Origin of the sequence: Nonomuraea sp. NPDC050328, from assembly GCF_044459405.1 — a bacterium.
Taxonomy (GTDB): Bacteria; Actinomycetota; Actinomycetes; order Streptosporangiales; family Streptosporangiaceae; genus Nonomuraea.
This window is the reverse complement of sequence record NZ_JBITIW010000001.1, coordinates 912,977-931,500: the sequence shown is the minus strand read 5'-3', so window position 1 is coordinate 931,500 and position 18,524 is coordinate 912,977. Positions and strand designations below refer to the sequence as shown.

Annotated in this window: 13 protein-coding genes; 6 read left to right on the top strand and 7 right to left on the bottom strand. The window is 72.5% G+C overall.

The window, feature by feature from the left end; genetic code table 11:
- Nucleotides 1–22: 22 nt before the first annotated feature.
- Genes ACIBG7_RS04190 through ACIBG7_RS04175 form a run of 4 tightly spaced genes read right to left on the bottom strand, consistent with a single transcriptional unit; the run spans nucleotide 23 to nucleotide 4,878 of the window.
- A complete protein-coding gene (locus tag ACIBG7_RS04190) occupies nucleotides 23–1,309 on the bottom strand; it encodes a nucleotide sugar dehydrogenase (RefSeq protein ID WP_357916041.1) in 1,287 nt (428 codons plus the stop codon).
- Nucleotides 1,306–2,799, bottom strand: coding sequence for a glycosyltransferase family 2 protein (locus ACIBG7_RS04185; RefSeq protein ID WP_397335129.1), 1,494 nt, complete (start codon nucleotides 2,797–2,799; stop codon nucleotides 1,306–1,308). Before ACIBG7_RS04185 ends, ACIBG7_RS04190 begins: the two co-directional genes overlap by 4 nt.
- Nucleotides 2,792–3,808: a Gfo/Idh/MocA family oxidoreductase gene (locus ACIBG7_RS04180; protein WP_357916047.1), complete on the bottom strand. Its 1,017-nt coding sequence runs from the start codon at nucleotides 3,806–3,808 to the stop codon at nucleotides 2,792–2,794. Before ACIBG7_RS04180 ends, ACIBG7_RS04185 begins: the two co-directional genes overlap by 8 nt.
- Entirely contained in the window at nucleotides 3,805–4,878 is a 1,074-nt protein-coding gene (locus tag ACIBG7_RS04175) for a DegT/DnrJ/EryC1/StrS family aminotransferase (protein WP_397335128.1), read from the bottom strand. The genes ACIBG7_RS04180 and ACIBG7_RS04175 overlap by 4 nt, the downstream gene beginning before the upstream one ends.
- A 197-nt stretch (nucleotides 4,879–5,075) precedes the next feature.
- Between ACIBG7_RS04175 and ACIBG7_RS04170 the strand changes: the two genes are divergently transcribed.
- From ACIBG7_RS04170 to ACIBG7_RS04145, 6 genes are read left to right on the top strand one after another with little or no spacing between them, the layout of a single operon-like run.
- Nucleotides 5,076–6,845, top strand: coding sequence for an arabinofuranosyltransferase (locus tag ACIBG7_RS04170; RefSeq protein WP_397335127.1), 1,770 nt, complete (start codon nucleotides 5,076–5,078; stop codon nucleotides 6,843–6,845).
- A 14-nt stretch (nucleotides 6,846–6,859) separates the two neighbouring features.
- A complete protein-coding gene (locus ACIBG7_RS04165; RefSeq protein WP_397335126.1) occupies nucleotides 6,860–10,321 on the top strand; it encodes a CDP-glycerol glycerophosphotransferase family protein in 3,462 nt (1,153 codons plus the stop codon).
- A 35-nt stretch (nucleotides 10,322–10,356) separates the two neighbouring features.
- On the top strand, nucleotides 10,357–11,091 hold the full coding sequence (locus ACIBG7_RS04160; RefSeq protein WP_357916059.1) for a CDP-alcohol phosphatidyltransferase family protein: 735 nt from the start codon (nucleotides 10,357–10,359) through the stop codon (nucleotides 11,089–11,091).
- Between the two features lie 4 nt (nucleotides 11,092–11,095).
- The gene (locus ACIBG7_RS04155) at nucleotides 11,096–12,100 is read left to right on the top strand and encodes a sulfotransferase (protein WP_357916062.1); all 1,005 of its coding nucleotides are present in this window, start codon (nucleotides 11,096–11,098) and stop codon (nucleotides 12,098–12,100) included.
- The gene (locus ACIBG7_RS04150; protein ID WP_357916065.1) at nucleotides 12,101–12,883 is read left to right on the top strand and encodes a CDP-alcohol phosphatidyltransferase family protein; all 783 of its coding nucleotides are present in this window, start codon (nucleotides 12,101–12,103) and stop codon (nucleotides 12,881–12,883) included.
- A 3-nt stretch (nucleotides 12,884–12,886) separates the two neighbouring features.
- A complete protein-coding gene (locus tag ACIBG7_RS04145; RefSeq protein ID WP_357916068.1) occupies nucleotides 12,887–13,933 on the top strand; it encodes a sulfotransferase in 1,047 nt (348 codons plus the stop codon).
- A 6-nt stretch (nucleotides 13,934–13,939) separates the two neighbouring features.
- On the opposite strand, the gene ACIBG7_RS04140 is transcribed toward ACIBG7_RS04145, so the two are convergent.
- From ACIBG7_RS04140 to ACIBG7_RS04130, 3 genes are all read right to left on the bottom strand, one after another.
- A complete protein-coding gene (locus tag ACIBG7_RS04140) occupies nucleotides 13,940–14,986 on the bottom strand; it encodes a glycosyltransferase (protein WP_357916071.1) in 1,047 nt (348 codons plus the stop codon).
- Nucleotides 14,983–17,652: a CDP-glycerol glycerophosphotransferase family protein gene (locus ACIBG7_RS04135; RefSeq protein ID WP_397335125.1), complete on the bottom strand. Its 2,670-nt coding sequence runs from the start codon at nucleotides 17,650–17,652 to the stop codon at nucleotides 14,983–14,985. The genes ACIBG7_RS04140 and ACIBG7_RS04135 overlap by 4 nt, the downstream gene beginning before the upstream one ends.
- Nucleotides 17,653–17,733: 81 nt before the next feature.
- Nucleotides 17,734–18,486 (bottom strand): SRPBCC family protein, encoded by a 753-nt coding sequence (locus tag ACIBG7_RS04130; protein WP_357916076.1) that lies wholly within the window; start codon nucleotides 18,484–18,486, stop codon nucleotides 17,734–17,736.
- Nucleotides 18,487–18,524 lie beyond the last annotated feature (38 nt).

The following is an 18,524-nucleotide window of genomic DNA, read 5'->3' as shown; positions in this document are numbered from 1 at the left end:
TCCTCAGGTCGTGGCGGCAGCGTCAGCCGCCGATGACGATTCGGTGGGCCGCCGTCCAGCGGCCCGGATCGGTGATGCGGCGGCCGTCGACGAGCACGCGCACGCCGGGCAGGTCGGCCGAGCCGAGGGTCTGGTAGTCGGCGTGGTCGGCCTGGACCACCGCGGCGGCGACGGGTTCGCCCCGGTGCGGCGGCAGGCCGAGCGCGGCCAGCTCGTCGGCGGTGTAGAGCGGGTCGGAGACGTACGGCTCGGCCCCCGCGGCCCGCAGGGCGGCGACCGTCGGGAAGACCCCGGAGAAGGCCGTCTCCTTGACCCCGCCCCGGTAGGCGGCCCCCAGCACCAGCACGGGCACGCCGGTCAGGTCGCCGCCGAGCGCCCCGGCCAGCAGGCCGACCGCGTAGCCGGGCATGGCCTCGTTGGCCTCGCGGGCGGCGCGCACGACCGTGGCGTCCGGGTCGTTCCACAGGTAGAGCCGCGGGTAGACCGGGATGCAGTGGCCGCCGACCGCGATGCCGGGCCGGTGGATCGCCGAGTACGGCTGGCTGTTGCAGGCCTCGATGACGGCCATGACGTCGAGCCCGAGCGTGCCGGCGTGCCGAGCGAACTGGTTGGCGAGGGCGATGTTGACGTCCCGGTAGGTCGTCTCGGCCAGCTTGGCCAGCTCGGCCGCCTCCGCCGAGCCGAGGTCCCACACGCCGTTGGGCCGGGGCAGGTCGTCGCGCCGGTCGAAGTCGAGCGCCGCCTCGTAGAAGCGGACGGCCCGCTGGGCGGAGCCGGCGTCGATGCCGCCCACCAGCTTGGGGTAGCGGCGCAGGTCGGCGAAGACGCGGCCGGTCAGCACCCGTTCGGGGCTGAAGACGACGTGGAAGCCGACGCCCGCGGTCAGGCCGGAGCCGGCCTCCAGCAGGGGCGTCAGCCGGTCGCGCGTGGTGCCGACCGGCAGGGTCGTCTCGTAGCTGACCAGCGTGCCGGGCCGCAGGCCGGTGGCGACGGCCCTGGTGGCCGCGTCCATGGCACGGAAGTCGGGCTCGCCGGTGGCGTCCACGTAGAGCGGCACGACCACGACGACGACCTCGGAGACCGCGACGGCGGCCTCGGTGGAGGTGGTCGCGGTGAGCAGGCCGTCCTGGACCGCTCGCTTGAGCCGCAGGTCGAGTTCCGCCTCGCCGGGGAAGGGCTCGAGTCCCTGGCTGACCAGGTCGACGACGTGCTGGTCGATGTCGGCGCCGATGACGTGGTGGCCCTTGGCGGCGTACTGCACGGCCAGGGGGAGTCCGATCTTGCCGAGCCCGACGACGCAGATCTTCATGGCTGTCTCCTTCGTAGGGGGCGGAGAGAGATCTTCGACACGACGAGCAGGAGGTTGTCGTGCTTGCCGCTCTGCAGGAGCGCGCGGCGCGGGCCGAAGCGGTGCCAGGCCCAGGTGCGCTGCGGTGCGGCGGGGGCGGGCAGGCTGATCTCGTAGCGTTCGCCGCCCGCGCAGAAGGACAGGGTGAGCCGCCGCCGGCCGAGCTGGCGGACCAGGCGGCGGGCGCTCAGCCGGGCGGTCAGCACGGTGCCCGACCCGTCGGCGGCCAGGGCCCTGCTCACCTCTGCCGGCGCGCCCAGCAGGGCGAGGTCGGCGGGGACGCGGGCGCACGCGCCGAGCAGCGGCACGGTGACGCGCATCGTGAACCCGCCCCGCGCGGGGGACAGCTCCAGGCGCATCCCGCGGGCGACGCGCTTGGCCACCGCGCCCTGGAAGGCGAAGCACTCGGGGTCGAGGCTGCCGTAGCCGGGCAGCCGCTCGAAGACCTCGTCGCCCTCCAGCACCAGCGGCTCGGTGCCCGGCCGCCGCAGGCTGCGGCAGAGCGCGGCCACGTCGCGCCGGGCGGCCAGGGCCAGGCGGTAGCGCTGGGTGCGGGTGAGCCCGGCCCGGATGCGGTCGGTGAGGTAGCGGCACGACAGCTCGTCGACCCGCTCGCAGATGGCGTCCTGCTCGTCGGGCTCGAAGTCCAGGAACTCCACCCGCAGCAGCTTGGCCAGCTCCCAGGCGAAGTGCCGCTCCAGCACCGCGTCGCGGCGCGGTCCCGGCGGCAGCAGGCCGGCGGTGAAGGTGATGAGCTGTTCGGCGCTGCGCAGCCGGGCCAGCGGTCCGGTCCGGTAGGTGATGTTGCTGTCGTCGGCCCGCCGTACCGCGTAGTAGTAGGTGTAGTCGGCCAGCACCGAGATGCGCCGGGCGCGCACGCACGCCTCGATGGTGAACGGCTGGTCGCTGGCGACCGGCATGTCCTCGGGGAAGCGCAGCCCGTGCTCGGTGATCAGCGAGCGGCGGAAGAGCTTGGTGTTGGACAGCGAGTACGGCAGCGCCGAGTCGTAGAGGCTGAGGTCCGGCTCGGTGCGCTCGTAGACGTCCTGGAGGATGTGCCGCCCGTTGACCCCTTCGGTCCGGCCCAGCACGACGTCGGAGCCGTGCTCGTCGGCGCAGGCGACCATGCGCTCCAGCGCCTCGGCGCCCAGGTGGTCGTCGGCGCCGAGGAAGAACACGTACCGGCCGCGCGCCGCCTCCAGCCCGCGGTTGCTCGGCGCGGCGGGCCCGCCGGAGTTGTCCTGGTGGATGACGGTGAACACGCCGGGGTAGAGGTCGGCGAAGCGGTCGAGCTCCTTGCCGCTGCCGTCGGTGGACCCGTCGTCGACCGCGACGACCTGCAGCCGTTCCAGCCCGATGGACTGCCCCGCCAGCGAGGTGAGGCAGTCGGTCAGGTACGGCATCGTGTTGTAGACCGCGACGATCACCGTCACGTCGGGCGTCTCAGCCAACGAAGCAGGCCTCTCGCTGGTGGTCGAGGACGGAGGTCCGGCCGGTGGCGGCCGACTCCAGAACCGCGGCGGAGACCTCCACGGTCCGCAGGCCCTCGCGCAGGGTGACGATCTCGTCGGAGACGCCGAGCACCGCGTCGCGGAAGGTCTCGTGCTCGACCAGCAGCGGCTCGCGCTTCTGCAGCGCGAAGCGGACCATGTCCCCTTCTGACACGCCGCGGAAGGTGCGCAGCGCCTCCCACTCGGTGTCGACGGCGCCGTTGGCGTAGAAGGTGAGGTCGGCGGTGAGCGTGTCGGCCACGAAGCAGCCGCGCTCGCCGGTCACCACGGTCGAGCGCTCCTTGAGCGGGCTGAGCCAGTTGACCAGGTGGCTGCACATCGCGCCGCCGGACAGCCGGCCGACCGCCGAGACCATGTCCTCGTGCAGCCGGCCGCTCTTCGACATGGTGAAGGCGGAGACCGACACGTACTCCTGGCCGGTCACCCAGCTCGTCAGGTCGATGTCGTGCGTGGCCAGGTCCTTGACCACGCCCACGTCGGCGATGCGGTGCGGGAAGGGGCCCTGGCGGCGGGTGGAGACCTGGAACAGCTCGCCCAGCTCGCCGGCCTGGAGCCGGGTGCGCAGGCTGCGCAGCGCGGGGTTGAACCGCTCGATGTGCCCGACGCCGGCGACCAGCCCGGCCGCCTCGAACGCGGCGACCAGCCGCTGGGCCGCCGTGACGGTGTGCGCCAGCGGCTTCTCGATCAGCGCGTGCACGCCGCGCCGGGCCAGTTCGAGCCCGATCTCCTCGTGCAGCGCGGTCGGGCAGGCCACCACGGCGTAGTCGATGCCGAGCGCCAGCAGCGCCTCCAGGGTGGGCACGACCGGGACGCCCGGCGCGCAGCCCACCCGGTCGGCGGCCGGGTCGGCGACGCCGGCCAGTTCGACGCCGCCGAGCCCGGACAGGATCCGCGCGTGGTTGCGGCCCATCGCGCCGAGCCCGATCAGCCCGGCCCGCAGTGGCCTCACAGCTCGTTCACCGCCTTCGCGACCCGTGCCATGTCGCCCTCCCCGAGCGCCGGGTAGACGGGCAGCGACAGGACCTCGCGGGCGGCCCGCTCGGTCTCCGGCAGGTGCCAGGGGCCGGTCCCGGCGTAGGGCGCGAGCCGGTGGATGGGCGTCGGGTAGTAGACCGCGCTGCCGATGCCGCGCGAGGTCAGGTGCGCCTGGGTGGCGTCGCGGTCGCCCTCGATCCGGACGGTGTACTGGTGGTAGACGTGCTGCGCGCCGTCGGCGACCACCGGGGTCGGCACCGTGGTGATCTGCGCGTCGAGCGCCTTGGCGTTGGCCTGGCGCTGCTCGTTCCAGCCGGCCAGCCGGCCCATCTGCACGCGGCCGATGGCCGCCGCCACGTCGGTCATGCGCATGTTCGCGCCGACGATCTCGTTGGCGTAGCGCTGCTCCATGCCCTGGTTGCGCAGCAGGCGCAGGGTTCGGGCGAGCGCGGCGTCGGCGGTGGTGATCATGCCGCCTTCGAGGGCGTGCATGTTCTTGGTCGGGTAGAAGCTGAAGCAGCCCGCCGTGCCGAACGCGCCGGCCGGGCGGCCGTGCAGGGCCGCGCCGTGCGCCTGGCAGGCGTCCTCCACCACGGCCAGGCCGTGCCGCTCGGCGAGCGCCTGCAGCCGGTCCATGGCGGCCGGGTGACCGTACAGGTGCACCGGCATGATCGCGACCGTGCGCGGGGTGATGGCCGCGGCCACCGCCTCGGGGTCGAGGCAGTAGGTGGCCGGGTCGATGTCGGCGAACACCGGCGTCGCGCCGGCCAGCCGTACCGCGTTGGCGGTCGCGGCGAAGGAGAAGGAGGGGACGATGACCTCGTCCTGCGGGCCGACGCCCAGCGCGAGGAAGGTCAGGTGGAGGGCGGAGGTGCCCGAGTTGACCGCGACGCAGTGCCGGCCGTCGACCCAGGTGGAGAACTCCTCCTCGAAGGCCGCGACCTCCGGCCCCTGCACCACTTGACCACTGCGCAGGACTCGGACGGCGGCTGCGATCTCCGCCTCCCCGATGTGCGGGCGAGCGGGCGGAATCGTTGGGTCCATCAGCGGACTCCTCATGAGCCTGGCGATTTACAGTCCGCAACGGACTGTAAGTGGCTGTCGCGGAGAGTAGTCGGCGCATCCTGCTCGCTTGGCGCAAGCTTTACCGTGCGCGCTCAGGTCAAGACTCGGTCAGCCGTGGCTCCACGTGTGCCCATGCCCGGCCTGCCTCCCCCCTGCAGATCGCCATCCTGGCTGGTATGACGACCCGTCTGGCGAGCGCGCCCCGGTCGATTTCCCCCATCCGAGCCGACGCGGGTCGGTGGCCCGATCCGCGCTGGCTGTCCGTGCCGGTCTGGCTGGCCGCCACCGCCGCCGGGTTCGTCCTGGTCGGATGGATCCGGCCCGATCCCTTCGCCGTGCGCGGCGTCCTGCTGCCCCTGACCGTGCTGGGCCTGCTCGCGCTGGTGCTCGTGCCGGCCGCGCTGCGGCTGCGCGTCTCGGCCGTGGCCTGCGGCCTGTTCGCCGGCTGGGTGGCCCTCGATCTCAAGACCATGCTGTACGGCACGCCGTACGGCTTCGCGGGGCTCTTCGGCGACATGGGCCGCATCGCCGCCGCCGCGACGAGGTACTCGGTGACGCCCTGGAGCGCCGACGCCTTCGTCGAGGAGGTGCCCGCCGAGTACCCCATGCTCTACCCCTGGCTGATCGGCCGGGCCTCGGCGCTGAGCGGGGTCCCGGCCTGGCGGCTGGTCGCCGAGGCCGAGATCCTCACCGTCTCCGGCGCGGTGGTCGCCGCCTTCCTGCTGTGGAGCCGGCTGGTGAAGCCGCCGGTCGCGCTGGCCGTCGCGGCGGCGAGCCTGGTGGCCTTCGGCGACCCGCGCAAGGCCTTCGGCGTGGTCGCCGTGCTGGTGGTCATCCCGTGGATCCTGCTGACCTTCGGCTCGCCGCCGCGCGGGCGGCTGCCGTGGTGGTCGGCGGGCGCGATCGGCGGCCTGATCGTCATCACCTACCAGGGCTTCCTGATCTACGGCTCGCTCGGCATTCTCGCGCTGGCGGGGCTGACCTGGTGGCGGCACGACGACCGCCGGGCCTACCTGCTGCGCCTGCTCAAGGTGTCCGGGGTGGCGGCGCTGGTCTCCGGGGTGTACGTCGTGCCGTACCTGGCGGCGACGCTGGCCGGGGGCGGGCAGGCGGTCGCGGACCTGTACGTGGCGCCGGACCTGGTGGCCAACCCCTTCCCCTTCCTGCAGCCGACGCCGCTCGGGCTGCTGCAGCTCGCCGGCCTGGCCGGGGTGATCGGCTACCGCCGCACCGCCTGGTGGGCGCAGCCGCTGCTCCTCCTGATCGCGGGCGCCTACGCCTACCGGGTGCTGATGATGGCCCGCTTCGTCGCCGACGGGCACACCGGCTTCTTCCACTACACCTCGCGCCTGCTCGGCCCGCTGCTGGTCGCCGCCGGCGTGCTCACCGTCGCCACCCTGCTCAAGCGGCACGCCGCCCGCGAGTACGGCGTGGCCGCCCTGGCCGTCGTGCTGCTGTGGGCGGGCGTGTCCTACTGGCGGCTGGCCCTGCCCGAGGGCGTGCAGCCCTGGGCGGCGAAGTGGCCGTCGGCCACGCACTTCTACACCGCCAGGGCGCACCACGAGCCCGCCTTCCCGGCCCGGGAGATCAGGGCGCGGGTCGAGGAGGTACGCGGCCGGGGCGCCCGGCCCCGGGTGCTCTCCGCCGACGAGCGCCTGTTCGCCTACCTGCCCTGGCGCGGTTACACCTCGGTCGACCGGACGTCGGCCAACACCCTCATCCGCTGGGACGAGCGCCGGGCCGAACTGGTCCGGCTCGCCGCCGTGACCGATCCGCAAGCCTTCGCCGAGGCCTCGGCCTCGACCGCGTTCGGCGCGATCGACGTCTTCGTGCTGCGGGACTGGCGCTGGCGCGACGTGAGCTTCCAGCGCGGCCAGTTCGACCCCGCGCGCTTCGCCGTCGTGGACGACCTGCCCGGCAAGACCGTCCTGTTGATCCGCAAGTGACCGGAGGACCCTCCGTGGACCGTGTCAGCGTCGTCGTCCCCGTCTACGACGTCGAACCCTATCTGCGGGCCTGCCTCGCCTCGCTGGCCGCGCAGACCTGGCCGGAGCTCGAGATCGTCATGGTGGACGACGGCTCACCGGACGCCAGCGCCGAGATCGCCGCCGAGTTCGCCGAGCGTGACCGGCGCTTCCGGCTGCTCCGCCAGGCCAACGCCGGCCTCGGCGCGGCCCGTAACACCGGCATCCGGGCCGCGACCGGCGACTACCTCGCCTTCGTCGACAGTGACGACCTCCTGCCCCTGGACGCCGTCGAGACCCTGGTCGCCACCCTGCAGGCGACCGGGTCCGACCTGGTGACCGGCAACGTGCAGCGCTTCAACGGCCGGCGGGTCACCCCGTCGCGGATGCACAAGGCGATCTTCGAGGAGTGCTCGACCCGGACGCACGTCACCGAGCGCGAGATCCTGATGAAGGACCGCCTGGTCACCAACAAGCTGTGGCGGCGCTCCTTCTGGGACGCCCACGGGCTGTCGTTCCCCGAGGGCGTGCTGTACGAGGACATCGCGGTCGCACTGCCCGGCCACTTCCTGGCCCGGTCGGTGGACATGGTGCCCGCGCCGATCTACCTGTGGCGCGAGCGGGAGGGCGAGCGGCTGTCCATCACCCAGGACCGCGCCCAGGTGAAGGGCGTCGTCGACCGGCTCTCCTCGGTCAGGAGCGTGCGCGAGTTCCTGGGCAGCCGCAGCCCCGGCCACGTCCCGGCCTGGGACCGGATGGTCCTGGAGAGCGAGCTGTCCAACTTCTTCGAGGCGGTGGAGACCGGCGACGAGGAGTTCCGCACCGCCTTCCGCGAACTGGCCGGCGCCTACGCCGACCAGGCCACGCCCGGCTCGATGGCCGCCGTCCACGTGCTGCGCCGGATCAAGTGGCACCTCATCCGCGGCGGCGACCTGGCCGGCCTGGCCGAGGTGCACGCCTGGGAACGCCAGGGCCGCATCCGCGCGGTACGGCGAGGCACCAAATACCAGCTCGACTGCCCCGTCCCCGGCCTGCCCGAGCCGACGCTGCGCGTGGACCGCGAGCTCGACGTGCAGCAGCGCGTCGACTCCCTGCACTGGCAGGACGGCAAGCTGGTCGTCACCGGCCGCGCCGGCATCCGCTACCTGCGCCCGGCCCGGCGCTTCGACCAGTTCGTGTTCGCCGCCGCAGTGCACGAGGAGAGCGGCCGCCGGGTGCGGCTGGCGGTGAAGAAGTCCGCCGCCCCGCCGCTGGGCAAGGGCAAGCACCCGGTCTGGGGCGGCTTCGCCTTCACCGTCGATCCGGCGCGGCTGCGGCCCGGCCGCTGGCGGATCATGCTGACCGTGATCCACCGCGGGCTGGTCCGACGCGAGGCCGCGGCCCAGCTCACCCCGGCGCTGGCGCGCGAGGCGGGCGCGGGCTGGTCGGCCGGCGGCGTGCAGGTGACGCCGCGCCGCAACTCGCTCGGCCGCTTCGTGATCGACGTCGCGGCCGAGGAGGCGACCGTCACCTCGTGGCGGATCGACGGCGGCGAGCTGATCCTCTCCGGGCGCTTCGGGCCGCACGCCGCGCTCGTGGCGAGCAAGCCGCACGGCGGCCGGACGCTGGTCTGCCCGGTCGCCTCGCGCGACGGCTCCCGCGTCGCGTCGCTGCCGCTGTCGGCGCTGGTCCAGGCCAGGCGGCCTGACCTCGACCCGGACAGCCGGGAGGCGCGGGTGCTGGAGTTCGTGGCGCAGTGGTCGTTCCAGGCCGGGCAGTCGCCGGTCCGGGTCGAGCCGGGCGCCATGACTACCCGGCACATGGTGGGCGAGCGGCAGCTCGTGGCCGGGCCGGGGCTCAACGGCGAGTTCCAGGTGCGTGACCAGGCTCCGGCCGCGGTGCTGGCCGAGCCCGCCTGGGACGGCTCGGCCCGGCTGGGCCTCCGCGCCGGCCTGCCGTACCCGGTGGAGGGCGCGGTGGAGCTGGTGCTGGACTCGCGGGACAGCAACGCGGAGTACGCCTTCCCGGCCACGTGCGACGGGCGCACGGTGACCGGCACGCTCGCGCCGATGGAACTGGACTCCCCGGCCGGCCGGCTGCCGCTGCCCGCCGGCGAGTACGGCCTGGCCGTCCGGACCACGGCCGGCGACATCCCGGTCGAGTACACCGCGCTCGACCCGCTGACCTGCGAGCACTCCGGTCGCACGCTGAGCCTGCTGGCCGACCTCGACGGCCGGGCGCTGCTGGCCGTCCCCAGGGACCTGCGGCCCGACGAGCGCGGCGCGACCAACCAGGCGCGGCTGCGCGAGGTCTATTACCCGGCCCGGTGCGGCCTGCCGCTGCGCGAGGAGATCTTCTTCGACTCCTACACCGGCAAGCAGTTCTCCGACAGCCCGAAGGCGATCTACGAGGAGCTGCTGAGCCGCGGCTGCGAGCTGCCGATGGCGTGGAACGTCCGGGACGGCCAGGTCGCGCTGCCCGACGGCGTCACCCCGGTGCGGCTGCACGGCGCCGAGTACTACGACGCGCTGGCCCGCAGCCGCTACATCGTCACCAACGCCCACCTGCCCGGCTGGTTCCGCCGCCGCGAGGGGCAGACCGTGCTGCAGACCTGGCACGGCTCCACGCTGAAGAAGATCGGCTTCGACATCGAGAAGGTGCTCTTCGCCAAGCCCGACTACCACGAGCGGCTGGCCACCGAGATCGACCAGTGGAGCTACCTGGTCTCGCCCAGCCCGTGGTGCTCGCCGATCCTGACCCGCGCCTTCCGGTTCAAGGGCGAGCTGCTGGAGACCGGCTACCCGCGCAACGACGTGCTGCACCGCGCCGACCTGGTGGAGGAGGTCAGGCGACGGCTCGGCCTGCCGCCCGGCAAACGGGTGGTGCTCTACGCGCCGACCTGGCGGGACGACAAGTTCCACGGCAAGGGCAAGTACCGCTTCGAGCTCAAGCTCGACCTGGAGCGGATGTGGCGCGAGCTGGGCGACGACCACGTGGTGCTGGTGCGCCGGCACCCCAACGTCACCGACCACGTCCGGCCGGTGGGCCACGACTTCGTGCTGGACGTCTCGCTCTATCCGGACATCCAGGAGCTCTACCTGGTCGCCGACCTGCTGATCACCGACTACTCCTCGGCCATGTTCGACTTCGCGGTCACCGGCCGGCCGATCCTCTTCTACACCTACGACCTGGAGCACTACCGCGACACGCTGCGCGGCTTCTACTTCGACTTCGAGGCCGAGGCCCCCGGCCCGCTGCTGCGCAGCACCGAGGAGGTCGTCGAGGCCGTGCGGGGGATCGAGGAGACCGCGGCGAAGTACCAGGGGCTCTACGCGGCCTTCGTGGCCAAGTTCTGCCCCCTGGACGACGGCATGGCCAGCGCGCGGGTCGTGGACCGCGTGTTTCCCGATTGGCCCCGGCGCCGTTCGCTCATTGGTCAAGAAGAGGCATGGACATCCTCCAGTAGTTCCAGAGAGTAATCGGGGAACGGCAGAACGTCGCCATGCTGGACTCCATGCGGACCTATTCGCTCGCCGACGTGCATGCGACACGGAAGCGGAAAGACGCCTGGTGGACCGTCCTCGCGGTCGATCCCCTGGCCTGTCCGCTGACCCGCATCATCGCCAGCCGTACCCGGCTGACCCCGAACCAGATCACCGTGTTCTCCCTGATCCTGGGGATGGCCGCGGCGGGGTGTTTCGCGGCGGACAGGCTCATCGCGGGGGCGATCCTGTTCTACCTGAGCTTCCTGGTCGACTGCGTGGACGGCAAGATCGCGCGGTTGAAGGGGACGGGGACGCCGTTCGGGTTGTGGCTCGACTACGTGGGCGACCGCCTCCGGGTGGTCGCCTGCGCGGCGGGACTGTCCTACGGGCAGTACGCCCTGACCGGCGAGGTCATGTTCGTGGTGATGGGGGCGGCCGTGGCCGTCCTCGACCTGTTCCGGTACGTCAACGCGCCGCAGATGAAGCGGGTCCGCGAGGAGCTGCCGGAAGGCACGCGGGCCGCCAAGGGCCGGTGGGCCAGGCGGCTGGCCAGGCGCAGGATGCGCAGCCACCTGTTCAGCGGGATCGAGTTCCACGCGGCGGTCTTCGTGGCCGCGCCGCTGCTGGCGGTGGCCGCGGGGAGCGGCGTGGTGCTGGTCTGGATGACGGTGGTGGCGGGGGCGCTGCTGCTGGGGTACGAGGTGCACCTGGTCTACCGGTTGTGGATCTTCACCCGGCAGGCTGCGATTCAACGGGGGGTTTGACCTGATGAGGCCAGTGTTCGTCATTGGCTGTGCCCGATCGGGCACGACGATGCTGCAGCTGATGTTGCACGCGCACCCGAGGCTGGCGGTGCCGCCGGAGACGCGGTTCGTCGAGCAGGTGTACTACCGGCGGCGCGAGTTCGGCGACATGCGGGACCTCCGCAATCGCCACAATCTAGCCGAATGGATCGCAACCGAACGGAGCACGAAATTTCGTGACCTGGGGTTGAGCCAGGAGGCCTTCGTCCGCCAGGCGGCCCGCGGGGGCGGCTCGCTCGGCTCGGTGCTCGGCACCGTCTTCCAGATGTACGCCGAGCGCTTCGGCAAGCCCCGCTGGGGCGACAAGCGGCCCAGCTACGTGCGCAAGACCGAGGTGCTGCGCCGGCTGTTCCCCGACGCCCAGTTCATCCACCTGATCAGGGACGGCCGCGACTGCGTCTCCTCGCTCAAGGAGATGCCCTGGTACAGCCTCGACTCCTACCACGCCGTGGCCACCTGGGCCGAGGCGATGGACGCCGGACGCAAGCTGCGCCGCACGCTCCCCGAGGACAGCTACTACGAGCTGCGCTACGAGGACCTCACCGACGACCCGGCCCGCGAGCTCAAACGCCTGTGCCTGTTCCTCGGCGAGGACTTCGACGCGGCGATGTGCGAGCCGCACATGCTGGCCGGCGTGGCCGTGCCCAGCCGCAAGACCTGGCACACCAACACGCACGGCGAGGTGACCACCGCCCGGGTGGGCTCCTGGGCCGAGCGGCTGGCGAACTGGGAGATCCAGCTCTGCGAGGATGTGCTCGGCGACCGGCTGCGCGCCAACGGCTACGAGCTGACCGGCGCCGCCCGGCCGGACAAGAGCCACGTGCAGGCCTTCCACCAGACGATGGCCAAGCGCCGCGCGAGCCGGGTGCGCACCTCGCTGCGCGACCGGCTCAACCGGCTGCGCGAGCCGGGGCCGGTGGCCGCGGTCGCGACCTTCCCCAGCCGCCGCGAACCGGTGAGGGTGGCCTGAATGAGCTTCACGATCGCCCAGGTGCACGCCACCCGCAAGACGCGTGACTCCTGGTGGACGGTGTACGTGGTGGACCCGCTGGCCTGCCCGCTGACCCTGCTGGTGGCCAACCGGACCCGGCTGACCCCCAACGACGTCACCGTCGTCTCCCTGCTCCTCGGCGCGGCCTCGGCCGTCGCCTTCGGCGTCGACCAGCTCGTCCTCGGGGCGGTCTTCTTCTACCTGAGCTTCATGGTCGACTGCGTGGACGGCAAGCTCGCCCGGCTCAAGGGCACGGGCACGCCGTTCGGGCTCTGGCTCGACTACGTGGGCGACCGGATCCGGGTGGTGCTCTGCGCGGCCGGGCTGGCCTACGGGCAGTACACGCTGACCGGCGAGGTCGGCTACATCGTCCTCGGCGCCACGGTGGCCATCCTCGACCTGTTCCGGTACGTCAACGCGCCGCAGATGAAGCGGGTCCGCGAAGCCGTACGGGAGCTGAGAGGGCCGCGGGAGCCGCAGGCCGAGCCCCGGCAGCCGTCACGGCGGGTGCTTCCTCGGGTCAACCGGCTGCTCGCCCGGCACCGGGTGCGCTCGCACCTGATCAGCGGGATCGAGTTCCATGCCGCGGTGTTCGTGGTCGCGCCGCTGGTCGGGCCGGCCGCGCTGATCCCCGTCGCCACCGTCGCCAGCCTCCTGCTGCTGGCCAACGAGATCTTCATTGTTTACCGGATGTGGCTCTTCACCCGCCGTGCCCTGGCGCAGCCCCGGGAGAGCCGCGAACACGCGCTAATCGGGGGATAGAAAATGGCTTCAGACCGTCCCGTCTTCGTGATCGGCTGCCCGCGTTCTGGCACGACGATGTTGCAGCTCATGTTGCACTCGCACCCCAGGATCGCGGTCGCGCCCGAGACCCGCTTCGTCATCCCGGCCTACCAGCGCCGCCGCGCCTTCGGCGACATGCGCCTGGCCGAGCGCCGCCGCTCGCTGGCCGAGTGGATCGCCGGCGACCGCAGCACCAAGTTCCGCGAGCTCGGCATCGACAAGGACGACTTCGTGCGCGAGGTGGTCGACGGGCCCGGCTCCTTCGGCTCGGTGCTCGGCATCGCCTTCCGCATGTACGCCGAGCGCTTCGGCAAGGCCCGCTGGGGCGACAAGCGCCCGAGCTACGTCAAGCAGGTGGACCTGCTGCGCCGGCTCTTCCCCGACGCCCAGTTCATCCACCTGGTCAGGGACGGCCGCGACTGCGTCTCCTCGCTCAAGGAGATGCCCTGGTACACCGCCGACTCCTTCCACGCGATGGCGACCTGGATCGAGGCGATCGACCACGGCGCCAAGCTGAAGAAGTCGCTGCCCGCCGACACCTACTACGAGCTGCGCTACGAGGACCTGACCGACGCCACGGACGTGGAGATGAAGAAGCTCTGCGACTTCCTGGGCGAGGAGTTCGACCCCTCGGTGATCTCGCCGCGCGAGGCCGCCGACACCGTCGTCCCGCTGCACAAGGTCTGGCACGGCAACACGCACGGCGAGGTCACCAAGGCCCGCGTCGGAAGCTGGTCCAAGCGGCTCGACCCGTGGGAGATCGCGCTGTGCGAGGACCAGTTCGGCGACCGGCTCCAGGCGTGGGGCTACGAGCTCAGCGGCGCGCCCAAGCCGCCGAAGGAGCACCTCACCGCGCTGCAGAAGACGCTGCAGAAGCGGCGTTCGTCGCGCATGCGCAAGGCCATGCGCGACCGGATCGCCCGGCTGCGCGAGCCCAGCCCGGTCGCGGCCATGCTGACCACCGGACAGCGCGCCCTGGCCGGCGTCCCGCAGCAGCGCGCCGAGGCCGAGGCGGCACAGCGGGTCTGACCCCGGTCACCGGGTGATGTGCGCGAAGAGCTCTTCCCAGCGGTCCAGGACCCGCTCCAGGCGGAAGTCGGCCGCCCGCGCGCGAGCGGCGGCGCCCAGGCGCCGCCGTTCGTCGTGATCGGCCAGCAGCCTCCCGAGCTGCTCGGCGAAGCCGTCCACGTCACCCGGCGGGACCAGCACGGGCTCGGCCGAGCGCACCCCGCCGGAGACGTCGAAGGCCACCGCGGGCACCCCGTGCGCCGCCGCCTCCAGCAGCACCAGCGGCAGCCCCTCGTGCTCGCTCGTCAGCCCGAGCACCGCCGCCCTGCGGTACTCCTCGGGCATCGCCGACACCGGCACCCGGCCACGGAACACCACCCGGTCGCCCACGCCCTCGCGCGCCGCGTGCGCGCGCAGCCGCGGCAGCTCGGCCCCGTCGCCGATCAGGTGCAGCTCCCACGGCGGCGGCGCGGCCAGCGCGAACGCGCTGATCAGCCGGTCGAACCGCTTGACGCCCTCCAGCCGGCCGACGCCCAGCACCCGGCGGTGATCCAGCGCCGAGACCTGCTCCGGCCAGCTCTGCAGCGGGTTGGGCAGGGCCCAGGTGTTGGGCAGCAGGCCGTCCTCGGCGAAGCGGCAGGCGTCCGCCTCGCTCAGGAAAACGGCCTGCTCCAGCTTCCAGTAGTGGGCGCGGATCGAGCCGAGGTGCCAGGAGCCGCGGGCGTGCTCGAAGGAGCCGTGGTACTGCCCGATGCGCAGCAGCCCGCCGTCGAGCCCGGCCAGCCGGGTGACCACGCCGGGCGAGGTCATCACCAGGAAGCCCTCGGACGGCAGCGCCAGGCGCAGCCGCCGGTCGGCCCACCGCCGCCGCTCCACGCCGATCGGGGTGTGGTTGATCACGGCCTGCCGGTAGAGCGGGCGCTCGACGTAGCGGAAGGGCCTGCCGTCGCGGTGCAGGCCGATGACCCGCACCTCGTGGCCGCGTTCGGCCAGGCCCTGCGCGAGGGTGTGGGTGATCTGCTGGATGCCGCCCAGCGTGTCGGCGTCCATGCAGGCGAACGTGACCGGCGTCATGTCGTCGTCCCCCAGACCAGGCTCAGCTCCGGTACGGCCAGCGAGCCGGCGAAGAAGTCCTCGACCGCGCGGGCCGAGGCGTGCCCGCGCTCCTCGGCGCACCACAGCCGCCGCCACTCGGCGTAGCGCCGGGCGTAGGAGGCGTGCACCGTGGGCAGGTCGCGCAGGCAGGCGATGAGCTCCTCGGTGGTGCGCACGCACGGCCCCGGGGCGATGGCGGGCAGGTCGTGGTAGACGCCGCGCTCGGTGCGCCGGTACTCCTCCCAGTCGTCGAGGTAGAACAGCATCGGCTTGCCGGTCACCGCGTAGTCGCTGCTGACCGAGGAGTAGTCGGTGAGCAGGGCGTCGGACAGCAGCATCAGGTCGTTGATCTCCGGGTAGGAGCCGGCCGGCCGGACGAAGTGCCGCACGTGCTGGGGTACCCGGTAGCGGTCCACCGGGTGGGTGCGCAGCAGCAGCACCCACTCCTCGGCCAGCTCCTCGGCGAGCAGGTCGAGATCGACCCGGACCGAGCGGCCGGTGTACTTGGCCGCGTCGCGGTAGGTGGGCGCGTACAGCAGCACCTTGCGGCCGGGCGGGATCTCCAGCGCCTCCCGCAGGCCCTCGGGCGCCTCGCCCCTCACCAGCGCGTCGCAGCGCGGCGTGCCGTACCGCAGGATCGGGCCGGTGTAGCGGTTGGCGGTGACGAAGATCCGCTCGAACTCGGCGCCGGGGGAGACGAGCGCGTCCCAGCGGCGGATCGCCTCCTGCCACTGCTCGCGCGGGCGGGCGAAGTCGGCGCGCAGGTCGGGCGCGTCGAAGCCGATCGACTTGATGCCCTGCCCGTGCCAGGTCTGCAGGTAGCGGGTGCCGGGCGGCTTGGGGAAGTCGAGCGGGAAGCCGTGGCTGTCCACCCAGTAGGCGGCCCTGGCCATCGTCCAGATGTAGCGCCAGCTCATCCGGCGCACCAGGACGGCGTCGCTCGGGAAGTGCGCCCGGTTGCGCGCCACCGACCAGACCGCGGTCACCGGCAGCTCGCGGCGGCGCAGCTCCTCGTACAGCGCGCGCGGGCTGCCGGTGTATCCCTTACCGCAGTCGGACTCGAACAGCGCGAGATCCCTTCGCCGCGGCACTACCCGGATGAGCACCTTGTAGACCTTGAGCTTGTTCTGCGGGGTGCTCCAGCGGCGCAGGGCCTTCTTCGCCACCCGCCGCAGCAGCCTGGTCCGGTACGGCGGAGCCTTGACCCGCAGGAAGGCCGCGCGCCCCACCGGCTCCAAGGTGTAGCCCCGCGCCTTCACCGGGGGCAGTTCGGGGTCGACCAGCAGCCGGTCGGTGGTGGTGTGGCCGTCCGACAGCCGGGTGAAGCCGAGGCGCGGGTCGCCGCCCTTGCCGGGGACGAAGGTGATCTCGCTGACGTATCCGCCGGAGCCCGACGGCTGGGGGTCGATCGGGATCCGCTCCCCGCCGACTTCGAGGAAGGCCTCCCACTCCGCGGGGAGCGCCCCGAACGGGTCGTAGGTGTGCACGGTCATCCGCACCTCCTCGCCGTCGGCGGCCACGTCGGTCACCTCGTGCCGCAACCGCGAGGCGGTGAAGGGCAGCTCGGCCAGGTGCAGCCGGGTGATGTCCAGGCCGGGGGCGACCGTGGTGCCCCAGTAGGTGCGGCCGTCCTGCCGGACCGCCGCGCGCGGCGGCGCCTGGGGCCCGGTCAGCGAGCGAGCCGCGACGACCAGCTCCTCCGGCCGGTCGTCGAGGATCAGGGCGCAGCAGACCTTCACGATCGGGTGCACCCGCTCCAGCACCTCCGCGGGGACGCCCGCCAGGTACGGCCGGACCACCGCGGCGAACTCCTTGACCCAGACCGGCTCGCGGGAGGGCAGCCAGTGCAGGTAGACCGGCAGGTCCTGGCGCAGGAAGCGGTACTGGCGCTCGGGGACCAGGTCGGCCAGGCCGTGCTCGGTCAGGATGCGGTCGCTGGTCCCGGCCGCACGGACGCGCTGCCGTACGTTCTCCATCTCCTTGTGGCTGAGCGAGATGGAGGTGTCGTCGGGCGCGCGGTGCCACAGGTAGACCACCCAGGGCACGACGGCGAAGCGGTCGGCGACGCTGTACAGCTCGGCGGAGAAGACGTGGTCCTCGAAGTGCACGCCCTCCGGGAAGCGCAGCGCCTTGGCCCGCAGGAAGGTCACGTCGTAGAGCTTGTTGGTGCTGAAGCTGTCGAGGAAGAGCTCGGGCTCGGCGCGGATGCCCTCGACGACCCGGCGCCTGGCGAACAGGTGCGGGTAGTAGCGCTGCTGGCGGCGGCTGGTCTCGTACAGCCGGGAGATCTGGCCGGCGACGAACTGCGCGCCGGTGCGCTCCAGCTCGGCCAGCAGGCTCTTGACGGCGTGCCTGGGCAGCTCGTCGTCGCTGTCCAGGAACATCACCGTGGGCGCGAGCGCCGCGTCGATGCCGTCGTTGCGCGGTGCGCCGCAGCCGCCGCTGTTGGTCTTGCGGCGGATGTAGCGCACGCGGCGGTCGGCGCGCGCGAGTTCCCCGGCCACCCGTGCGGTGTCGTCGGTGCTGTCGTCGTCCACGATGATCACTTCGAGGTCGCGCAGTGTCTGGTTCAGCACCGAACGCACGGCCCTGGGCAGACGGGCGGCGTCGTTGTAGGTGATCACGACCACGCTGCAGGCCGGCATGCCGATTCCCCCCCGAGAATGAGACGCTCGGAGTGAGACATGCCCCGCGCTGGGGTGATGTGTCCGGACTTGCCGTAGCTTTTACCGGAAGATCCTCCTGATCAACCACGCGATGACCAGCAGGAAGGCCACGGCCCCGACCACCGGAGCGGCCCGCTTGAGCAGCGGGGTGCCGGCGATCTCCAGCAGATCCAGGGCCTCCTCGTCGGGGGTGCGCGAGGTACGCATGGCCCCGGCCGGCGAGGTGTCGCGCGGCGGCTCGGGCACGGCGCTCAAGTGCCGCTCACCGCCCCAGCCGTCGGCGACCGAGGTCCCGTCGCCGGCGGGCTCGCTGTCCGCGAGGCCGGTCGCCGCGAGGGCGTCGGGCTCGGGCGACGAGCCGTGGTCGGCCGCGAGCTGCTCGGCCAGGTTCGCCGCGAACCGGTCGATCAGCTTCCCGCCGACCTCTTGCATCACGCCCCGCCCGAACTGCGCGGGCCGGCCGGTGACGTGGAACATCGTCTCGATCTTGACCATCGTGCTGTCCCCGGCCGGCGCGAGCCGCGCGTTGACCGTGGCCTCGGCCGTGCCGGCCCCTCTGGCCTCCTTGCCGCCGGCCTTCAACCGGAGGCTGTAGGCGTCCTTGTCGATCTCCTCGAAGGCCGCCGTGCCCTTGTAGGTCACGGTGATCGGACCCACCTTGACCTTCATCCTGCCGGTGAACTCGTCCCCCTCGACGATGTCGAGGCTGGCGCCGGGCAGGCACGGAGCCACCCGTTCGACGTCGAGCAACACCGCCCACGCCTGCTCGACCGGAACCGGGATCGAGAACTCGTGCTCGAACCGCATCGCCATGACCGCTCCCCTTCCGCCTGCTTCCATGGTGCGACCCG